General features: G+C 61.2%; 14 protein-coding genes. 5 read left to right on the top strand and 9 right to left on the bottom strand.

The genetic code is table 11. The features are described 5' to 3' along the window. Window positions 1-91: 91 nt before the first annotated feature. The 4 genes from pgi to R6G97_RS20105 all read left to right on the top strand — a co-directional run bounded on the left by pgi (window position 92) and on the right by R6G97_RS20105 (window position 7,863). Window positions 92-1,756 (top strand): glucose-6-phosphate isomerase, encoded by a 1,665-nt coding sequence (gene pgi / locus R6G97_RS20090; RefSeq protein WP_043210071.1) that lies wholly within the window; start codon window positions 92-94, stop codon window positions 1,754-1,756. 256 nt (window positions 1,757-2,012) lie between these two features. Further along, window positions 2,013-3,947 (top strand): acetate--CoA ligase, encoded by a 1,935-nt coding sequence (gene acs / locus R6G97_RS20095; RefSeq protein ID WP_043210073.1) that lies wholly within the window; start codon window positions 2,013-2,015, stop codon window positions 3,945-3,947. 31 nt (window positions 3,948-3,978) lie between these two features. Next, window positions 3,979-4,848, top strand: coding sequence for an oxygenase MpaB family protein (locus R6G97_RS20100; RefSeq protein ID WP_043210159.1), 870 nt, complete (start codon window positions 3,979-3,981; stop codon window positions 4,846-4,848). A 78-nt stretch (window positions 4,849-4,926) separates the two neighbouring features. Beyond that, the gene (locus tag R6G97_RS20105) at window positions 4,927-7,863 is read left to right on the top strand and encodes a DUF748 domain-containing protein (protein ID WP_317847407.1); all 2,937 of its coding nucleotides are present in this window, start codon (window positions 4,927-4,929) and stop codon (window positions 7,861-7,863) included. Window positions 7,864-7,982: 119 nt separating this feature from the next. On the opposite strand, the gene R6G97_RS20110 is transcribed toward R6G97_RS20105, so the two are convergent. Beyond that, window positions 7,983-8,396, bottom strand: coding sequence for a VOC family protein (locus tag R6G97_RS20110; RefSeq protein WP_317847408.1), 414 nt, complete (start codon window positions 8,394-8,396; stop codon window positions 7,983-7,985). A gap of 60 nt (window positions 8,397-8,456) precedes the next feature. Between R6G97_RS20110 and R6G97_RS20115 the strand changes: the two genes are divergently transcribed. Next, window positions 8,457-8,771 (top strand): putative quinol monooxygenase, encoded by a 315-nt coding sequence (locus R6G97_RS20115; RefSeq protein ID WP_317847410.1) that lies wholly within the window; start codon window positions 8,457-8,459, stop codon window positions 8,769-8,771. Between the two features lie 111 nt (window positions 8,772-8,882). On the opposite strand, the gene R6G97_RS20120 is transcribed toward R6G97_RS20115, so the two are convergent. The 8 genes from R6G97_RS20120 to rimP all read right to left on the bottom strand — a co-directional run bounded on the left by R6G97_RS20120 (window position 8,883) and on the right by rimP (window position 18,267). Then, a complete protein-coding gene (locus R6G97_RS20120; protein ID WP_043210081.1) occupies window positions 8,883-9,236 on the bottom strand; it encodes a BON domain-containing protein in 354 nt (117 codons plus the stop codon). A 258-nt stretch (window positions 9,237-9,494) separates the two neighbouring features. Further along, window positions 9,495-11,600 carry a polyribonucleotide nucleotidyltransferase gene (pnp, locus tag R6G97_RS20125; RefSeq protein WP_043210083.1) on the bottom strand — a complete coding sequence of 702 codons (2,106 nt, stop codon included), beginning with the start codon at window positions 11,598-11,600 and terminating at the stop codon, window positions 9,495-9,497. 251 nt (window positions 11,601-11,851) lie between these two features. Then, on the bottom strand, window positions 11,852-12,121 hold the full coding sequence (gene rpsO / locus R6G97_RS20130; RefSeq protein ID WP_011532144.1) for a 30S ribosomal protein S15: 270 nt from the start codon (window positions 12,119-12,121) through the stop codon (window positions 11,852-11,854). A gap of 149 nt (window positions 12,122-12,270) precedes the next feature. Continuing rightward, window positions 12,271-13,188, bottom strand: coding sequence for a tRNA pseudouridine(55) synthase TruB (gene truB, locus R6G97_RS20135; RefSeq protein WP_043210085.1), 918 nt, complete (start codon window positions 13,186-13,188; stop codon window positions 12,271-12,273). A 3-nt stretch (window positions 13,189-13,191) separates the two neighbouring features. Then, entirely contained in the window at window positions 13,192-13,590 is a 399-nt protein-coding gene (rbfA, locus tag R6G97_RS20140; RefSeq protein WP_043210088.1) for a 30S ribosome-binding factor RbfA, read from the bottom strand. A 115-nt stretch (window positions 13,591-13,705) separates the two neighbouring features. Beyond that, entirely contained in the window at window positions 13,706-16,240 is a 2,535-nt protein-coding gene (gene infB / locus R6G97_RS20145) for a translation initiation factor IF-2 (protein WP_043210090.1), read from the bottom strand. A 27-nt stretch (window positions 16,241-16,267) separates the two neighbouring features. After that, window positions 16,268-17,749: a transcription termination factor NusA gene (nusA, locus tag R6G97_RS20150; RefSeq protein ID WP_043210092.1), complete on the bottom strand. Its 1,482-nt coding sequence runs from the start codon at window positions 17,747-17,749 to the stop codon at window positions 16,268-16,270. Window positions 17,750-17,808: 59 nt separating this feature from the next. Next, window positions 17,809-18,267 carry a ribosome maturation factor RimP gene (gene rimP, locus R6G97_RS20155; protein WP_043210161.1) on the bottom strand — a complete coding sequence of 153 codons (459 nt, stop codon included), beginning with the start codon at window positions 18,265-18,267 and terminating at the stop codon, window positions 17,809-17,811. Between the last annotated feature and the right edge of the window lie 12 nt (window positions 18,268-18,279).

Below are 18,279 nucleotides of genomic sequence, written 5' to 3' on the forward strand. Positions count from 1 at the left end.
GACAGCCAATGCCTATAATGATGGCCAGCCTGCAACTGCCAGCAACTGTCTGTTGTCCAAGGCCCATCACGCACCAAGGAAAGCATCCGCAATGGCGTATTACCGTACCCCCCACGATGTGACGGCGCTGCCCGCCTGGCAGGCGCTCCAGCAACACCGCGACGCCATGCAGGGTTTCAGCATGCGCGAAGCCTTCGCAGCCGATCCCAAGCGCTTCGATCAGTTTTCCCTCAGCAGCTGCGGCCTGTTCCTCGACTACTCGAAAAACCTGATCACCGAGCAGACCCGCGATCTGCTGGTGAACCTGGCCAACCAGGTCGGGTTGGCCGATGCCATCAAGTCGATGTTCAGCGGCGAGATCATCAACGCCTCCGAAGGTCGTCCGGTCCTGCACACCGCCCTGCGCCGCCCGGTGGGCGACAAGCTCAGTGTCAATGGCGTCAATGTGATGCCGGAAGTACACAAGGTCCTCAACCAGATCACCGAACTGGTGGGCCGTATCCATGACGGCCTGTGGCGCGGTTACAGCGAAAAGCCCATCACCGACGTGGTGAACATCGGTATCGGCGGCTCCTTCCTGGGGCCGGAGCTGGTCTCCGAAGCCTTGCTGCCCTACGCCCAGCGTGGCGTGCGCTGCCATTACCTGGCGAACATCGACGGCAGCGAGTTCCATGAGCTGTCGGCCAATCTGCGTGCCGAGACCACCCTGTTCATCGTCTCGTCCAAATCGTTCAACACCCTCGAAACCCTGAAGAACGCCACCGCCGCGCGTACTTGGTACCTGGCCCAGGGCGGTTCCGAGGCCGAGTTGTACCGCCACTTCATCGCGGTATCGAGCAACAAGGCCGCCGCCGTGGCCTTCGGTATGCGCGAAGAGAATATCTTCCCGATGTGGGATTGGGTGGGTGGGCGCTACTCGCTGTGGTCGGCCATCGGCCTGCCGATCGCACTGGCCATCGGCACCGCAAACTTCAAGGAGCTGCTGTCCGGGGCCTATACCATGGACCAGCACTTCCAGACCACGCCGTTCGATAAGAACATGCCAGTGCTGCTGGCCCTGCTGGGCGTGTGGTACGGTAACTTCTGGGGCGCCCAGAGCCACGCGATCCTGCCGTACGACCATTACCTGCGCAATATCACCAAGCACCTGCAGCAGTTGGACATGGAATCCAACGGCAAGAGCGTGCTGCAGGACGGCACCCCGGTGAAAACCGATACCGGTCCAGTGATCTGGGGCGGCGTCGGCTGCAATGGCCAACACGCCTACCACCAGCTATTGCACCAGGGCACCCAGTTGATCCCGGCCGACTTCATCGTCCCGGTGGTGAGCTTCAATCCGGTGGCCGACCACCACCAGTGGCTGTACGCCAACTGCCTGTCCCAGAGCCAGGCGCTGATGCTCGGCAAGACCCGCGAGGAAGCCGAGGCCGAATTGCGCGCCAAAGGCCTGAATGAAGCGGACATCGAGAAGCTGGCACCACACAAGGTGATTCCGGGCAACCGCCCGAGCAATACCTTGGTGGTAGAGCGCATCAGCCCTCGTCGCCTCGGCGCGCTGGTGGCCATGTACGAACACAAGGTGTTCGTACAGAGCGTCATCTGGGGTATCAATGCCTTCGACCAGTGGGGCGTGGAGTTGGGCAAGGAGTTGGGCAAGGGCGTATACCAACGCCTGGTCGGCAGTCTGGAAGACAGCGCTGAGGATGGCTCCACCCAAGGCCTGATCAACTACTTCCGCGGTCGCCACCGCGGTTGATATAGGGTCGCTTTCACGGTACTGCATATCACTCGCAGATGTGCCCAGCGCCCCGTGGGAGCGGCTTTAGCCGCGAGTGCCGACCCGGCCTGTGCCATGCACCGGTACGCCTGCTTCGCGGCTAAAGCTCCACAGGTACGCTGACCACGCAACTCAATCACCGGGGCGGCCCTCCAGGGAACACCCCTACCTTCTACACTGTCCATCGAATAGCCGCTGCAGTCCCTCGCCCCTCACAAGAGCAGGACAACCCGCCATGTTCGATATCCGCAACTACCCCCAGGCCCTGGCCGTGAGCCAGTCCGCCGCCCTCTCCCCCGACGACTACCAGCGCCTCTACCGCCAGTCGATCGAAGATCCCGATACCTTTTGGGCCGAACAGGCCAAGCGCCTGGACTGGATCAAGCCTTGGTCGAGTGTGCAGCAATGCGATCTGAAGACCGGCAAGGCGCGCTGGTTCGACGGTGGCCAGTTGAACGTCAGCTACAACTGCATCGACCGCCACCTGGCCACCCGCGGCCAGCAGACGGCGTTGCTGTGGGAAGGTGACGACCCCAAGGACGCCAAGGCCATCACCTACCGCGAGCTGCACCGCCAGGTCTGCCGTCTCGCCAATGCCCTGAAGGCCCGTGGGGTGAAGAAAGGCGATCGTGTGTGCATCTACATGCCGATGATCCCTGAGGCGGCCTATGCCATGCTCGCCTGCACCCGCATAGGCGCCATTCACTCGGTCGTGTTCGGTGGTTTCTCACCCGATGCCCTGCGTGATCGCATTCTGGACGCGGACTGCCGCACGGTGATCACCGCAGACGAAGGGGTTCGCGGCGCCAAGCGCATTGCGCTCAAGCAGAACGTCGACAAGGCCCTGGCCAGTTGCCCGGCGGTCAGCAGCGTGCTGGTGGTACGGCGCACCGGGGCCGATATCGCCTGGAGCGAGGGCCGTGATCTCTGGTATCACGAAGCCACGGAACAGGCCGATGACGACTGCCCGCCCGAGGCCATGGAAGCTGAAGATCCACTGTTCATCCTCTATACCTCCGGCAGTACCGGCAAACCCAAGGGCGTGCTGCACACCACCGCTGGTTACCTGCTGCAGGCCACGCTGACCTTCAAGGTGGTGTTCGACTATCGTGATGGCGAGGTGTTCTGGTGCACCGCCGATGTCGGCTGGGTCACTGGCCACAGCTATATCGTCTACGGCCCCCTGGCCAACGGCGCCATCTCGCTGATGTTCGAAGGCGTGCCCAATTACCCGGACACCTCGCGCTTCTGGCAGGTGGTCGACAAACATCAGGTGAACATCTTCTACACAGCCCCCACCGCCCTGCGCGCACTGATGCGCGAAGGTTCGGCGCCCCTACAGAACACCTCCCGACAAAGCCTGCGCCTGCTCGGCAGCGTGGGCGAGCCCATCAATCCGGAAGCCTGGGAATGGTACTTCGAGGCGGTGGGCCAGAAGCGCTGCCCCATCGTCGATACCTGGTGGCAGACCGAGACCGGCGGCATCATGCTCAGCCCGCTGCCAGGCAACACCCACCTCAAGCCGGGCTGCGCTACGCAACCTTTGTTTGGCGTGCAACCGGTGCTGCTGGACGAAAAAGGCAAGGTCATCGAAGGCCCAGGCGCAGGCCTGCTGGTGATCAAAGCCAGTTGGCCCGGGCAGATCCGCAGTGTCTATGGCGACCATCAACGCATGGTCGACACCTACTTCAAGCCCATGCCCGGCTACTACTTCACCGGTGACGGCGCCCGTCGCGATGCCGATGGCGATTATTGGATCACCGGGCGCGTCGACGATGTGATCAACGTTTCCGGCCACCGCATCGGCACCGCCGAAGTCGAAAGCGCTCTCGTGCTCCACGACAGCATCGCCGAGGCCGCCGTGGTCGGCTACCCGCACGACCTCAAGGGCCAGGGCATCTATGCCTTCATCACGCCCATGAACGGCGTCACCCCGGACGACACGCTCAAGAACGAGTTGCTGGCCTTGGTCAGCAAGGAGATCGGCAGCTTCGCCAAACCCGAGCTGATCCAGTGGGCGCCGGCATTGCCCAAGACCCGCTCGGGCAAGATCATGCGGCGTATACTGCGCAAAATCGCCTGCAACGAGCTGGACAACCTGGGCGATACCTCGACCCTGGCCGACCCGACCGTGGTCCAGGGCTTGATCGACAATCGCCTCAATCAATAGACGGCCGCCCATGGCGGCCTGCGGGACCGCCATGGAAGCCTTACGCCGCCGCATCGAAACTCAGGTCATGAGCCTCACCGGGCTGGCCCTAGGCCAGCTCGACCTGGAATCCCCCAAAGGTGACCCGGGCCTGTTCGGCCCGCAGAGCATCAGTTGGCAGGTGCACGGCGACTTCCCCAGCATGCTCGTCGGCGGTATCAGCGCCTTGATGCTGCAACTGCTGCACCCTTTGGCCCTGGCTGGGGTGTGGGACCATTCCAACTTCCGCCAGGACCTGCTCGGTCGCCTGCGCCGCACCAGCCAGTTCATCTCCGGCACCACGTTCGGCTCGACCCGCGATGCCGAATGGCTGATCGAAAAGGTCCGCACCATCCACCTCAAGGTGGTGGGCACTGCCCCCGACGGGCGCCCCTATGCCGCCAGCGACCCCGACCTGCTGACCTGGGTCCATGTCGCCGAGGTCAGTAGCTTCCTGGCCGCCCACCTGCGCTACCGCAACCCCCATCTCAGCCGCGAGGCCCAGGACGCCTACTACAACGAGATCGCCCTGATCGCCGAACGCTTGGGGGCACGCGATGTACCGCGCTCGTGTCAGGCAGTCGAAGACTACTTGCAATGCATGCGCCCACAGCTGCTGTGCGACGCACGCAGTCATGAGGTGGTGGATATCCTGCTTGATGCCCCAGCTCCCAGCCGCATGGCGCAACCGGTCGGCAAATTGATGCTCAATGCCGGCATCGACCTGCTGCCGGACTGGGCCCGCGATATGCTCGATCTGCACCAGAATCCTCTTCAGCAGCGCATGATCCGCCTGGGCATCAATCGCATCGCTCCGGTGCTGCGCTGGGCCATGCGCAACGGCTCGGCACACCGGGCAAGACGGCGTATGGGACTCGAGTGAGGTTTTTGGTCGCTTCGTCGGAACCGTTTTAACGTGCCATACTCCAAGGCACCCCGCTTCAGACAGATGACGTCTTACATGCCCAAAGGATTGACGCGCGCCTTCGGCGCCATGCTGGCCCTCGTGGCCCTGTACAGCCTGCTTGGCTTTCTCATCATCCCCGGTGTCGGCCTGCGCATCGCCAACCAGCAACTGGCGCAATACGCCACGGTGCCGGCACACCTGCAACGTATCGAGTTCAACCCGTTCAGCCTCGAGCTCACGCTCTGGGGTCTGCAGATCGGCGAACCGGGCAAGGAGCAGGTGGGCTTCGAACGCCTCTATGCCAACCTCTCGCTCGACAGCCTGTGGACCAAGGCCCTGCACTTGGAGGCTGTCGAGCTGGACAAGCCACGCAACGAGGTGCTGTTCGCCAAGGATGGCAGCCTCAACCTGACCCAGCTGTTCAAACTGCCGCCCAGCGAGCCCAAACCTGAGGAGCCCGCAGGCGACCCCTTCCCGCTGCGCATCGGCAGCATCAAGCTCAACGAAGGCTATTTGCACTTCCAGGACCTGCGACCGAGCGAACCCATCGAGTTCCTCTACGACTCCATGAACCTGGAACTGAAGAACCTCAGCACCCTGCCCGACGACAATGCCGACATGGCGTTGGTGGCCATTGGCCCCAATGGTGGACGTATCGACTGGAGCGGTACCCTGAGCCTGGCCCCTATCGCCTCCGAAGGAACCCTCAAGGTCACCGAAGGCAGGATGAAAGCCTTCTGGCCCTATGTGCGCGATGCGGTTCCCCTGGTGCTGGAAGAAGGCATGGTCAGCTTGGACACTCACTACAAGCTCAATCTGTCCAAGGAAACCGAGCTGCTGCTGGACAACACCTCGGTGCGCGTCGCCCCCTTCGCCATCAAGGCACCGGACGGACGCCCGCTGGCGCGTCTGGCCAGTCTGGACGTGAGCGAAACTTCCATCGATTTGGCCAAACAACAGATCATCGTCGGCAAGATCCGCAGCGAAAAGCTCGAGACCTGGGCCGCCCTCGAACGCGACGGCCAGCTTGACTGGCAAAAGCTGTTCGCCAGTCAGCCGGCCAAGGCCACCCCGAAGGAAAAAGCCGAACCTGCCGCTGCCGAGCCGAGTGCCGAGGAAAAGGCCGCCAAGGAGCCGAGCAAGCCCTGGCAGGTGCTGCTCAAGGATGTGCAACTGCGCAACTATAAGGTACACCTGGCCGACCGTAGCCAGAAGGAGCCTGTGGCACTGGATGTGGGCCCGCTCAACGCCGACCTGCAGAACTTCGACAGCCTCAACCAGTCGCCCTTCACACTCAAGCTCGACACCGGGGTCGGCAAGCAAGGCAAACTGCAGGCGGCCGGCCAAGTCAATCTGGCGCCGGTCACCGCCAAGCTGGATGTCAGCACCCGTGATATCGACTTGCGCATGGCCCAGGCCTACATCAGCCCGTTCATCCGCCTGGAATTGCGCAGCGGCATGCTTTCCAGCGACCTGAAGGTCGATCTCAAGAGTACCGAACCACTGGCCTTCAGCGTCGGCGGCAAAGCCCAGGTCGGCCAGCTGCACACCTTGGACACCATCAAAAATCGCGACTTCGTCAAATGGCAGCAACTGGATCTGAGCGGTCTGTCGTATGTCCATGGCGATGCCCTGTCGATCGACAAGGTGGCGCTGTTGCAGCCCTATGCACGCTTCATCATCAATGAAGACCGCACCACCAACGTCGACGATCTGCTGATCCCTCAACCGGCCAGCGCACCCGCAACCAGTCAAACCAAGCCGGCCACTGCCAGCACTGAAAAGCCGCTGGGCATCCGCATCGGTGGCATCGACATCAACGATGGCTCGGCCAACTTCGCCGACCTCACCCTGACCCCCAACTTCGCCACTGCCATCCAGCAGCTCAACGGCCAGATCGGCACCATCGATAACCGAAAGCCGGCACCGGCCAAGGTCGATGTGAAAGGCAAGGTCGATCGTTACGCACCGGTGACCATCAAAGGTGCGCTCAACCCGTTCAACCCACTGGCCAGCCTGGACATCGCCACCAGCTTCAAACGCGTCGAGCTGACCACGCTGACGCCCTACTCCGGCAAGTTCGCGGGCTTCCGCATCCGCAAAGGCCGACTGAACCTGGACCTGCACTACCTGATCACCAACGGCCAACTCAAGGCTGAAAACAAGGTGGTGGTCGAGCAGCTGCAGCTGGGTGAGAAGGTCGACAGCCCCGATGCCGTGGACCTGCCGATCCGCCTGGCAGTCGCCCTGCTCACGGACACCGAAGGCAAGATCTCCATCGAGCTGCCGGTGACCGGCGACCTGAACAATCCACAGTTCAGCGTCATGCCGATCATCTGGCAAACCTTGCGCAATCTGGTGCTGCGCGCAGCCCAGGCACCGTTCAAGTTCATCGGCGGCCTGATTGCCGGCGGTGGCGCCGAGGATCTGGGTAATGTGGCATTCGCGCCAGGCTCCAGCGACCTCAGTGCCGACGCCCAGTCCGCACTGGACAAACTGGCCAGTGCGCTCAAGGAGCGCCCAGAACTGCGCCTGGAAATCGAAGGCACCAGTGCTCAGAGCAGCGATGGCCCGCTGATCGCCAAGCAACGCCTGGAGCGCGAGTACCAGGCGACCTGGTACAAGATCCTCCAGCGCCGCGGCGACAAGGTGCCAGCCAATGCATCGATGCTGGTGGTCGACGACAGTGACAAACCGGCGATGCTCGAGGGTATCTACCGCGCCCGTCTCAAACAGCAACCTCCGGCCGAATGGCAACAACTGAGCCGCGACGAACGCACCGCCAAGCTGCACGATGCGGTGATCAAGTCCTGGGCTGAAAGTACCGCGCTGTTGCGTCAGTTGGGCCAAGATCGGGCTGGCAGCATCAAGGACTACCTGGTGGACAAAGGTCAGTTGGAAGACGACCGGGTGTACTTCATCGATACCAACCTGGGCCAGGCTGAAAGCGATGGGCGGGTCATCACGCCATTGCACTTGGATGCCGAGTAGCCCGCCCCTGCAGGCACCTCGGGGTGCCCTTGGCCACCGGTGTCATCTTCGCGGGTAAACCCGCTCCTACAGAGGGTGTAGTGGCCCTGTAGGAGCGGAGCTACCCGCAAACCCTACCTTCAGACCAGCCGCTGTCCGGAAACCGCCGGGTGATACAGCGGCTGCACCTTGTTGCCGGCCGGGTCGAGGACATGGAAGCTACGCGCACCATCGCCATGATCGAATGGGCGATCCAGCAGGGTCACACCGTGCGCCTTGAAGTACAGGTACCAAGCGTCCATCTCCTCCACGCTGTCGACAATGAACCCATAGTGGTCCAAGGTCTGCAGGCCGTTGGCCGCACCCGCACCGCGCCCCAGGGACAGGTTGTCGTTACCGCAGGTCAGGTAGACCAGATCTTCGTGAGCCCGGTGCAGCACTTCCATACCAAGCAGGTCGACGTAGAAACGTTCGCACTCTTCCAGGTTGGGAACCAGCAGGGCGAGATGACGCAGACCATTCAGACGGCCAGGACGGGCAGGAAGATCAGACATGGACGCGGCTCCTTTTATGTATACAATTTGCGATCAAATTTAAAACAAAAGGATCGCTTTGTGTACAGCATCTTCATCAAGACCCGTGTAAAGAACGGCAGCGCTGAACAATTTCTGAACGCCATCAAGGTCAATGCGGCGGCCTCGGTGGCCAATGAGCCAGGTTGTCTGGTGTTCGATGTGTCACAGGACCGTCTCGATCCGGACGTGATCTACCTCTATGAGATCTATCGCGACGACGCCGCGTACGAGGCGCACACCCAAACCGCGCATTTCCGTGACAGCCGGCCATTGGTTGAGCCGCTGATCGTCGAGCAGGAATGCTTCGAGAGTGATGTGATCACGTTCAACCCTGTGCGTTTGGGCGGTGAATGAAAGTCGAAGGCCGCTGTACGGCCCTGTCGCTCGCGTCAACGCTAGCGAAAGGGGCGCACAGCGGCCCTCGATGAAAAGGTGGCCAAATCCTTTTGGCCGACGGGACAATCCTTACTCGGTTTTCAGGCCGTCAGCCGACACAGCCTGGACACCCTTGATAGCCTTGGCGATGGCAATCGCCTGTTCTTTCTGCGAGGCGGTGATCGCCACGTCAGAAGACAGGGAGACCACACCCTTATTGGTTTCGACCTTGATGTCGCTGCCAGGGATGCCTTTCTCTGTCATCAGGTCGGCCTTCACTTTGGTGGTGATCCAAGTGTCTTTAGTCTCTTCCTTGGCCTTGGTCACTTCACCGGCCGCCAGCGTCATTGGGGACGACTGGGCGGGCTGCTGGGCAAATGCCGCATTAGCCATGGTCAGAGTCAGGGCGGTGGCAGTAGCGGCAGCAATGGCGAATTTCTTCATGTGAGTCACTCCTGTTGTTCGAAAGGTCTGCGCCGTGGTTCCTGGCAGCAGGTAAACCTACCGTTGCATGTGCTGTGCCAGCTTTTCCGGATAAAAAATCTCTTTAAATTCAAATAGTTAAAATAATCGATTCGGATTGCGATCGTGCAATTTGCAAGGGCAGGCAAAATCCTGCATGCAAGATGCAAGTGGACCAAGGAAAAATCGAGGCGAAAAAAAAAAGGACCCTATTGGGTCCTTTCTTTCGCCTGAAGAGGCTTAGACGCCGGAGGCCTTGGCAGCCGCAACGTCCTTGATCGACAGTTTGATACGGCCGCGGTTGTCCACGTCCAGTACCAATACTTCGACTTCCTGACCTTCTTTCAGAACGTCTGTGACCTTCTCTACACGCGCATCGCTGAGCATGGAGATGTGCACCAGACCATCTTTGCCCGGCAGGATGTTGACGAAGGCGCCAAAGTCGACGATGCGCTCGACCTTGCCCAGGTAGATCTTGCCGATCTCGGCTTCAGCGGTAATGCCCAGGATGCGCTGCTTGGCCGCTTCGGCCGCTTCCTTGGTCTCGCCGAAGATCTTGATCGAACCGTCGTCTTCGATGTCGATCGAAGCCTTGGTCTCTTCGCAGATAGCGCGGATGGTCGCGCCGCCTTTGCCGATGACGTCACGGATCTTGTCGGTGTCGATCTTCATCGCCAGCATGGTCGGTGCGTTGGCCGACAGCTCGCTGCGCGACTGGGCGATGATCTGATTCATCTGGCCGAGAATGTTCAGGCGCGCTTCCAGGGCCTGGCCCAGGGCGATTTCCATGATCTCTTCGGTGATACCGTTGATCTTGATGTCCATCTGCAGTGCGGTAACGCCTTTGGCGGTACCAGCAACCTTGAAGTCCATGTCGCCCAGGTGGTCTTCGTCACCCAGAATGTCGGTCAGGACTGCGAACTTGTCGCCTTCCTTGACCAGACCCATGGCGATACCGGCTACAGGCGCCTTCATCGGTACGCCTGCATCCATCAGTGCCAGGGAGGCACCGCAGACCGAGGCCATGGAGCTGGAGCCGTTGGACTCGGTGATTTCCGATACGACGCGGATGGTGTATGGGAACTCGCTGTCGCTCGGCAGCATGGCCTGAACGCCACGACGAGCCAGACGGCCGTGGCCGATTTCACGACGGCCAGCGCCGCCCATGCGACCGCACTCGCCTACCGAGAACGGTGGGAAGTTGTAGTGCAGCATGAAGGCGTCTTTCTTCTCGCCTTCCAGGGTATCCAGCAGCTGGGCATCACGGGCAGTACCCAGGGTCGCGACGACCAGGGCCTGGGTTTCGCCACGGGTGAACAGGGCCGAACCGTGGGTCTTGGGCAGAACGCCGACTTCGATGTTCAGCGGGCGCACGGTGCGGGTGTCACGGCCGTCGATACGCGGCTTGCCGTTAACGATGTTCTCGCGGACGGTGCGGTATTCCAGTTCGCCGAAGATGTCCTTGATTTGGCCGGCGGTTGGGCCGGTTTCTTCATTGGACAAACGGGCGACGGCCTGGTCGCGCAGCTCACCCAGACGGTTGTAGCGATCGGCCTTCAGGGTGATGGTGTAGGCCTGGGAGATGGCCTCGCCGAACTCGGCGCGCACCAGGTTCAGCAGCTCGGTGTTGGCTGGGGCTGGCTGCCAGTCCCAAGTCGGCTTGCCGGCTTGGGCAGCGAATTCCTTGATGGCCTGGATCACGGCCTGGAACTCGTCGTGAGCGAACAGCACAGCGCCCAGCATCTGGTCTTCGGTCAGCTCTTTGGCTTCCGATTCAACCATCAGTACAGCGGATTCGGTACCGGCCACGACCATGTCGAGGCTGGAGGCTTCCAGTTGCTCGTACGTTGGGTTCAGCAGGTAGCCGGTGCTTTCGTGGAAGGCAACGCGGGCTGCGCCGATCGGGCCTTCGAACGGGATACCGGAGATGGCCAGGGCAGCCGACGTACCGATCATCGCAGCGATGTCCGGATCGGTCTTCTTGCTGGTGGAAACCACGGTGCAGACAACCTGCACTTCGTTCATGAACCCTTCAGGGAACAGCGGGCGGATCGGGCGGTCGATCAGGCGCGAAGTCAGGGTTTCTTTCTCGGAAGGACGGCCTTCACGCTTGAAGAAGCCACCTGGGATCTTACCAGCGGCGTAGGTCTTTTCCTGGTAGTGCACGGACAGCGGGAAGAAGCCCTTGCCTGGATCTGCCTGCTTGGCACCGACCACGGTCACCAGCACGGTGACGTCGTTGTCGACGGTGACCAGCACGGCGCCGGTCGCCTGGCGGGCAATGCGGCCCGTCTCGAGGGTTACGGTCGACTGACCGAACTGGAATTTCTTGATTACCGGGTTCACGGTTTCCTACCTTTTTTCAGTGGCTCTGGGGGGAACTTGTTCTTGCGAATTCTTGGGCAGAACGGGGAATCGGCCCCATTGACCGTCCAGATACAACACGAGGCTGGGAGCCTGGCCGCTGCGCGGTAAAACCGCTCAGCACAACCAGGCTGCCAACCTCGGAGATACGCGTGGCGTGCCTGACGCGAGTGCTGCCAGGCAGCACTCCCGAAACCTGCGACACGCCATGCACACCACTGGCCAGGACGCTATTAGCGACGCAGACCCAGGCGACCGATCAGGGCGCTGTAACGAGTGGTGTCTTTGCCCTTCAGGTAGTCCAGCAGCTTACGACGCTGGTTAACCATACGGATCAGACCACGACGGGAGTGGTGGTCTTTCTCGTTGGCCTTGAAGTGGCCTTGCAGCTTGTTGATGTTGGCGGTCAGCAGAGCAACCTGCACTTCCGGGCTACCGGTATCGCCGGCGGCTTGCTGGTATTCGGCAACGATCTGAGCTTTTTCTTCAACGCTGAGGGCCATTTGGCTTCTCCTGATAAACGGATCCCGCGGACGGTCTCCAATAGGCCAGGGACGAATCCCTGTATTAATGAGTAGAGGTGTGACCGTGCCTATTAACAGCCACCCTCGGTTCCGTACGCTTGGGCCAGGGCTTGGACGTACGGTTTCGATCATTCCGACCGAATCAGTCGACGCGGCGCAATACGCCCGTCTTCGCTCACCTCACCGATACCGATGAAGCGTTCATTGTGATCCTGTACTCGGACCATGCCGAACTGCGGCGCATCCGGCGCACGAACCGCCTGGCCATGCAGCCAGTAGAACGCGCTGTGCTCGGAGAGACGCACCAGTGGCCAATCCTGCAATCCGCTGTCGGACGGCATCAGGAAGCGATCAAGCGCTTCGTTGCCACCTTCGGCGTGGGCCTGCTCGAGCTCATCGAGGGTCACGGTCTGTGCCAGCTCGAAGGGGCCGGCCTGGGTACGGCGCAGTTGCGCGACGTAGGCACCACAGCCCAACGCCTCACCGATATCCTCCACCAGGGTGCGGATATAGGTGCCTTTGCTGCAACCGACCGACAGGCGAACCCGAGTGCCTTCGCACTCGATCAACTCCAAGCGGCTAATAGTAACAGAACGCGCCTCGCGCTCCACTACCTCTCCTGCACGTGCCAGCTTGTACAGCGGCTGGCCGTCACGCTTGAGGGCCGAGTACATCGGCGGTACCTGACTGATTTCACCGCGAAAACGTGGCAAAACAGCTTCGATATCTGCACGACCAACGGTCACATCGCGGGTTTGCAAGACCTCGCCTTCGGCATCGGCGGTACTGGTAGTCTGCCCAAGTTGCATGACTGTCTCGTAGCCCTTGTCGGAGTCGAGCAGGTACTGGGAGAACTTGGTAGCCTCGCCGAAGCACAACGGCAGCACGCCAGTGGCCAACGGGTCGAGGCTACCGGTATGGCCAGCCTTCTCGGCATTGAGCAGCCAGCGGACCTTCTGCAACGCGGCGTTGGAGGTGAACCCCAACGGCTTGTCGAGCAGGATGATGCCGCTTACGTTGCGGCGGATTCGTTTGACCTGAGCCACCGATTACTCCTCGGCGTCCGGCTTGTCGGCATCCTTGTGCAGGCGATCTTCCGCCACTGCACGCTCGATCAGCGCCGACAGGTGGGCACCGCGGCTGACGCTCTCATCGAAGTGGAAATGCAGCTGCGGTACGCTGCGCAGTTGCATGACACGCCCCAGGTGCAGGCGCAGGAAACTCGCTGCACTGTTGAGGGCCTTGAGGGTCTGCGGCACGGCATCGGCGCCATCCTGGCCCATGACGGTGATGAAGACCTTGGCATGGCCCAGGTCACGGCTGACATCCACGGCGGTGATGGTCACCAGGCCGACACGCGGATCCTTGACTTCACGACGGATCAGTTCGGCCAGCTCGCGCTGCATCTGATCGCCGATGCGTTGGGTACGGCTATATTCTTTTGCCATTCTTGCTACCTGTAACTAAAGCGGCAAACGCCCGGACAGGCTGGAGCCTGACCGGGCGTTACCTTCAGAGGCGCCGCAAACCGCCCAAGGGCGGGGCTTGCGCCCGGCACGGCCCTTACAGGGTACGTGCCACCTGGACTTTCTCGAAGACTTCGATCTTGTCGCCGACCTTGACGTCGTTGTAGCTCTTGACGCCAATACCGCACTCCATGCCCGAACGAACTTCGGCAGCATCGTCCTTGAAGCGACGCAGCGATTCCAGTTCGCCTTCGAAGATCACCACGTCCTCGCGCAGTACGCGGATCGGACGGTTGCGGTACACGGTACCCTCGATGACCATACAGCCAGCGATGGCGCCGAACTTCGGCGAGCGGAACACGTCACGTACTTCGGCGACACCCAGGATGTTCTCGCGAACATCGCTGCCGAGCATGCCGGTCAGGGCCTTCTTGACGTCTTCGATGATGTCGTAGATCACGTTGTAATAACGCATATCCAGACCTTCCTGCTCGACGATCTTGCGCGCACCGGCATCGGCACGAACGTTGAAGCCGAACAGCACCGCGTTGGACGCCAGCGCCAAGTTGGCATCGCTCTCGGTGATACCACCGACACCGCCACCAATCACGCGCACCTGAACTTCGTCGTTGCCCAGGCCCGACAGCGAGCCCTGCAGCGCTTCCAGAGAACCACGCACGTCGGTCTTGAGGACGATGTTGAGCGTCTTCTTCTCTTCCTGACCCATGGTCTCGAAGATGTTTTCCAGCTTGCCGGCGTGAGCACGGGCCAGCTTGACCTCGCGGTACTTGCCCTGACGGAACAGGGCGACTTCACGGGCTTTCTTCTCGTCGGCGACCACGGACAGCTCGTCACCGGCTTCCGGAGTGCCGTCCAGACCGAGAATTTCGACCGGGATCGACGGGCCGGCTTCCTTCACAGGCTTGCCGTTCTCGTCGAGCATGGCACGCACGCGGCCATAGTTGGAGCCGCACAGGACCATATCACCCTGACGCAGCGTACCGTCCTGAACCAGGATGGTAGCGACCGGGCCGCGGCCCTTGTCCAGGCGCGACTCGACCACGACACCACGACCAGGTGCGGTTGGCGTGGCGGTCAGCTCGAGGATCTCTGCCTGCAGCAGCACGGCCTCGAGCAGTTCGTCGACACCGGTACCCATCTTCGCGGAAACCTTGACGAACGGAGTGTCACCACCCCAATCCTCGGAGGTCACGCCTTCAACAGCCAGTTCGTTACGAATGCGATCGATGTCGGCACCCGGCTTGTCGATCTTGTTAACCGCAACCACCAGCGGAACACCGGCAGCCTTGGCGTGTTGGACGGCTTCGCGGGTCTGCGGCATCACGCCGTCGTCCGCCGCCACTACCAGGATCACGATGTCGGTGGCCTTGGCACCACGGGCACGCATCGCGGTGAACGCGGCGTGGCCAGGGGTGTCGAGGAAGGTGACCATGCCACGATCGGTTTCGACGTGGTAGGCACCGATGTGCTGGGTAATGCCGCCGGCCTCGCCTGCAGCAACCTTGGCACGACGGATGTAGTCGAGCAGCGAGGTCTTACCGTGGTCGACGTGACCCATTACGGTCACTACCGGTGCACGCGGCTCGGTCTCGCCTTCGAACTTCAGCGATTCTGCCAGGGAGTCTTCCAGAGCGGTGTCGCTGATCAGGGTCACCTTGTGGCCCAGTTCTTCGGCTACCAACTGAGCGGTTTCCTGGTCGAGCACCTGGTTGATGGTGACCGGGGTCCCCAGCTTGAACATGAACTTGACGACTTCAGCGGCCTTGACCGACATCTGTTGTGCAAGTTCGGAAACAGTAATCGTCTCGCCGATGGTCACGTCACGGATGACTGGACCGGTCGGGTTCTGGAAACCATGCTGGTTGCGCTTCTTCGGTTTGCCTTTGCCACCGCGACCGCGACGGAAACCATCGCTCTCTTCGTCGGTGGTACGTGGGGCCGCGCGAGGGGTCGGCGCCTTTTCCTTTTCCTTGACCTTGACCTTGATGGAAACGCGCGGGGCTTCGCCACGGCGCTCACCACCACGACGGTCTTCGTCACGGACACGGCTTTCGTTGCGACGAGTCTCGTCCTTCTTGCGCTCAGCGGCACGCGCAGCGGCATCTTCGGACGCAGGTGCCTCGGCAACAACCGGAGCCGGGGCCGCTACCGCTGCAGGCGCAGCTTTCTCGACAGGCGCTTGGGCTGCGGTTTCAGCCGCTTGACGACGCGCCTGCTCCTCAGCGCGCTGGCGAGCTTCGGCGTCCGCCTTCTCGCGTGCGGCATTCTCGGCTGCACGGCGCTCCTCCAGCTCGCGCTTCTGCTCAGCCTGGATTTCCTCCGGGCTGCGCTGCACGAATACTTTCTTCTTGCGTACTTCTACGCTGATGCTTTTGCTACCGGCGACACGCAGGGTGCTGGTGGTCTTGCGCTGCAAGGTGATCTTGCGCGGCTCTTCCGCCTTGCTCTTGTGGCTGCTTTTCAGATGAGTCAGCAAAACCTGCTTCTCGTTATCGGTCACTACCTGACCGGCGTCGGTGTGCGGCAGACCTGCCTCACGCATCTGCTGCAGCAGGCGCTCTACCGGTGCCTCGACCTCTTGGGCCAGTTCTTTCACCGTGACTTGCGTCATGCACTTCTCTCCTCAGGCCGCGCCTAATTACTCGAACCAATGGGCTCGGGCGGCCATGATCAACTTGCCGGCACGCTCTTCGTCGATGCCGTCGATGTCGAGCAGATCGTCAATCGACTGCTCGGCCAGGTCTTCGCGGTTAACCACGCCGCGCACCGCCAGTTCCGCCGCCAGATCCTTGTCCATACCCTCGAGGGAGAGCAGGTCGTCGGCCGGATGGGCGTCTGCCAGTTTTTCTTCGGTAGCGATGGCCTTGGTCAACAAACGGTCCTTGGCACGAGCGCGTAGCTCGTTGACGATTTCCTCGTCAAAGCCATCGATGTTGAGCATTTCTTCCAACGGTACGTAGGCAATTTCTTCGAGGCTGGTGAAGCCTTCGTCGACCAGCACTTGGGCCAGCTCCTCGTCGACTTCCAGTTCCTCGATAAAGTTGCGCAGGATGTCGCCGGTTTCTGCTTGTTGCTTGGCCTGGATGTCCTTCTCGGTCATCACGTTCAGGGTCCAGCCGGTCAACTGACTGGCCAGGCGAACGTTCTGACCACCACGGCCAATGGCTTGGGCCAGGTTGTCTTCGGCGACTGCGATGTCCATTGCATGGGCATCTTCATCAACGATGATCGCCGCGACTTCAGCCGGCGACATGGCGTTGATGACGAACTGCGCCGGGTTCTCATCCCACAGGACGATATCCACGCGCTCACCACCCAGCTCGCCGGATACGGCCTGGACGCGCGAACCACGCATGCCGATGCAGGCACCTTGCGGGTCGATGCGCTTGTCCTTGGAGCGGACGGCGATCTTGGCACGCGACCCCGGATCACGGGAGGCGGCCATGACTTCGATGAGACCTTCAGCGATCTCTGGCACTTCGATGCGGAACAGCTCGATCAGCATCTGCGGCGCGGTGCGCGACAGGATCAGCTGAGGGCCGCGGTTCTCGGTGCGGATTTCCTTGAGCAGTGCACGCAGGCGGACACCGACACGGAAGGTTTCGCGTGGGATGATGTCCTCGCGGGCCAGCAGGGCCTCGGCGTTGTTGCCAAGGTCAACGATGACGTTGTCGCGGGTCACCTTCTTGACGGTGCCGGAGATGATCTCGCCAACACGCTCACGGTAGGCATCGACCACCTGGGCGCGCTCGGCCTCGCGGACCTTCTGCACGATCACCTGCTTGGCGGTCTGGGCGGCGATGCGGCCGAATTCGATCGACTCGATCTTCTCTTCGATCACGTCTCCGACCTTGGCATCAGGGTGGGTCTCGTGGATCTTGCTCAACCAGGTTTCGATCGCCGGATCATCCAGATCGGCTTCGTCAACCACGGTCCAGCGACGGAAGGTCTCGTAGCTACCGGTGTGGCGGTTGATCTCCACACGCAGGTCGACTTCGTCCTCAAAACGTTTTTTGGTTGCAGTGGCCAGGGCCACTTCCAGCGCTTCGAAAATGACGCCGGGTGGTACACCCTTTTCGTTGGATACCGATTCAACAACCAGCAGTACTTCTTTGCTCATCGTACGCCTCGCCTTGCGCAAGCCATTGGGCCCGGATAGTCCGCCGGGCCCGGCACGTCTCAGTCAAAACTGGGAATAATATTGGCCTTGTCGATCGAGTCGATCGGCAACAGGAACTCATGGTTGTCCACCTGGACCACCACATCCTGATCCTCCACACCGCGGAGAAGGCCCTGGAAGTTACGACGACCTTCGAAGGGCGTACGCAGCTTGATCTTCACTTGTTCGCCGGCATGCGAGGCAAACTGTTCCAGAGTGAACAGCGGGCGGTCCATGCCAGGAGAGGATACCTCGAGGGTATATTCGTTGGTGATCGGATCTTCCACATCCAGAATGGCACTGGCTTGGCGACTGACAGCTTCGCAATCGTCCACCAGGATTCCGCCTTCCTTGTCGATATAGATGCGCAGGACCGAATGCTTACCCTGGGAAACGTATTCGATCCCCCAGCATTGATAGCCCAGACCCTCGACCACCGGGGCCAACAAGGCCTGCAACTGTTCTAGCTTGCTCGACACCTGAACCCCCTC

It is taken from the genome of Pseudomonas sp. HTZ2 (genome assembly GCF_033173945.1).
Lineage (GTDB): Bacteria > Pseudomonadota > Gammaproteobacteria > Pseudomonadales > Pseudomonadaceae > Aquipseudomonas > Aquipseudomonas guariconensis.

What these genes read in the sequence shown, in the direction of transcription:
- infB (WP_043210090.1), bottom strand. Translation starts at nt 16,240, where the DNA reads ATGACGCAAGTCACGGTGAAAGAACTGGCCCAAGAGGTCGAGGCACCG.
- rbfA (WP_043210088.1), bottom strand. Translation starts at nt 13,590, where the DNA reads ATGGCAAAAGAATATAGCCGTACCCAACGCATCGGCGATCAGATGCAG.
- acs (WP_043210073.1), top strand. Translation starts at nt 2,013, where the DNA reads ATGTTCGATATCCGCAACTACCCCCAGGCCCTGGCCGTGAGCCAGTCC.
- pgi (WP_043210071.1), top strand. Translation starts at nt 92, where the DNA reads ATGGCGTATTACCGTACCCCCCACGATGTGACGGCGCTGCCCGCCTGG.
- nusA (WP_043210092.1), bottom strand. Translation starts at nt 17,749, where the DNA reads ATGAGCAAAGAAGTACTGCTGGTTGTTGAATCGGTATCCAACGAAAAG.
- R6G97_RS20110 (WP_317847408.1), bottom strand. Translation starts at nt 8,396, where the DNA reads ATGTCTGATCTTCCTGCCCGTCCTGGCCGTCTGAATGGTCTGCGTCAT.
- R6G97_RS20100 (WP_043210159.1), top strand. Translation starts at nt 3,979, where the DNA reads ATGGAAGCCTTACGCCGCCGCATCGAAACTCAGGTCATGAGCCTCACC.
- R6G97_RS20120 (WP_043210081.1), bottom strand. Translation starts at nt 9,236, where the DNA reads ATGAAGAAATTCGCCATTGCTGCCGCTACTGCCACCGCCCTGACTCTG.
- rpsO (WP_011532144.1), bottom strand. Translation starts at nt 12,121, where the DNA reads ATGGCCCTCAGCGTTGAAGAAAAAGCTCAGATCGTTGCCGAATACCAG.
- R6G97_RS20105 (WP_317847407.1), top strand. Translation starts at nt 4,927, where the DNA reads ATGCCCAAAGGATTGACGCGCGCCTTCGGCGCCATGCTGGCCCTCGTG.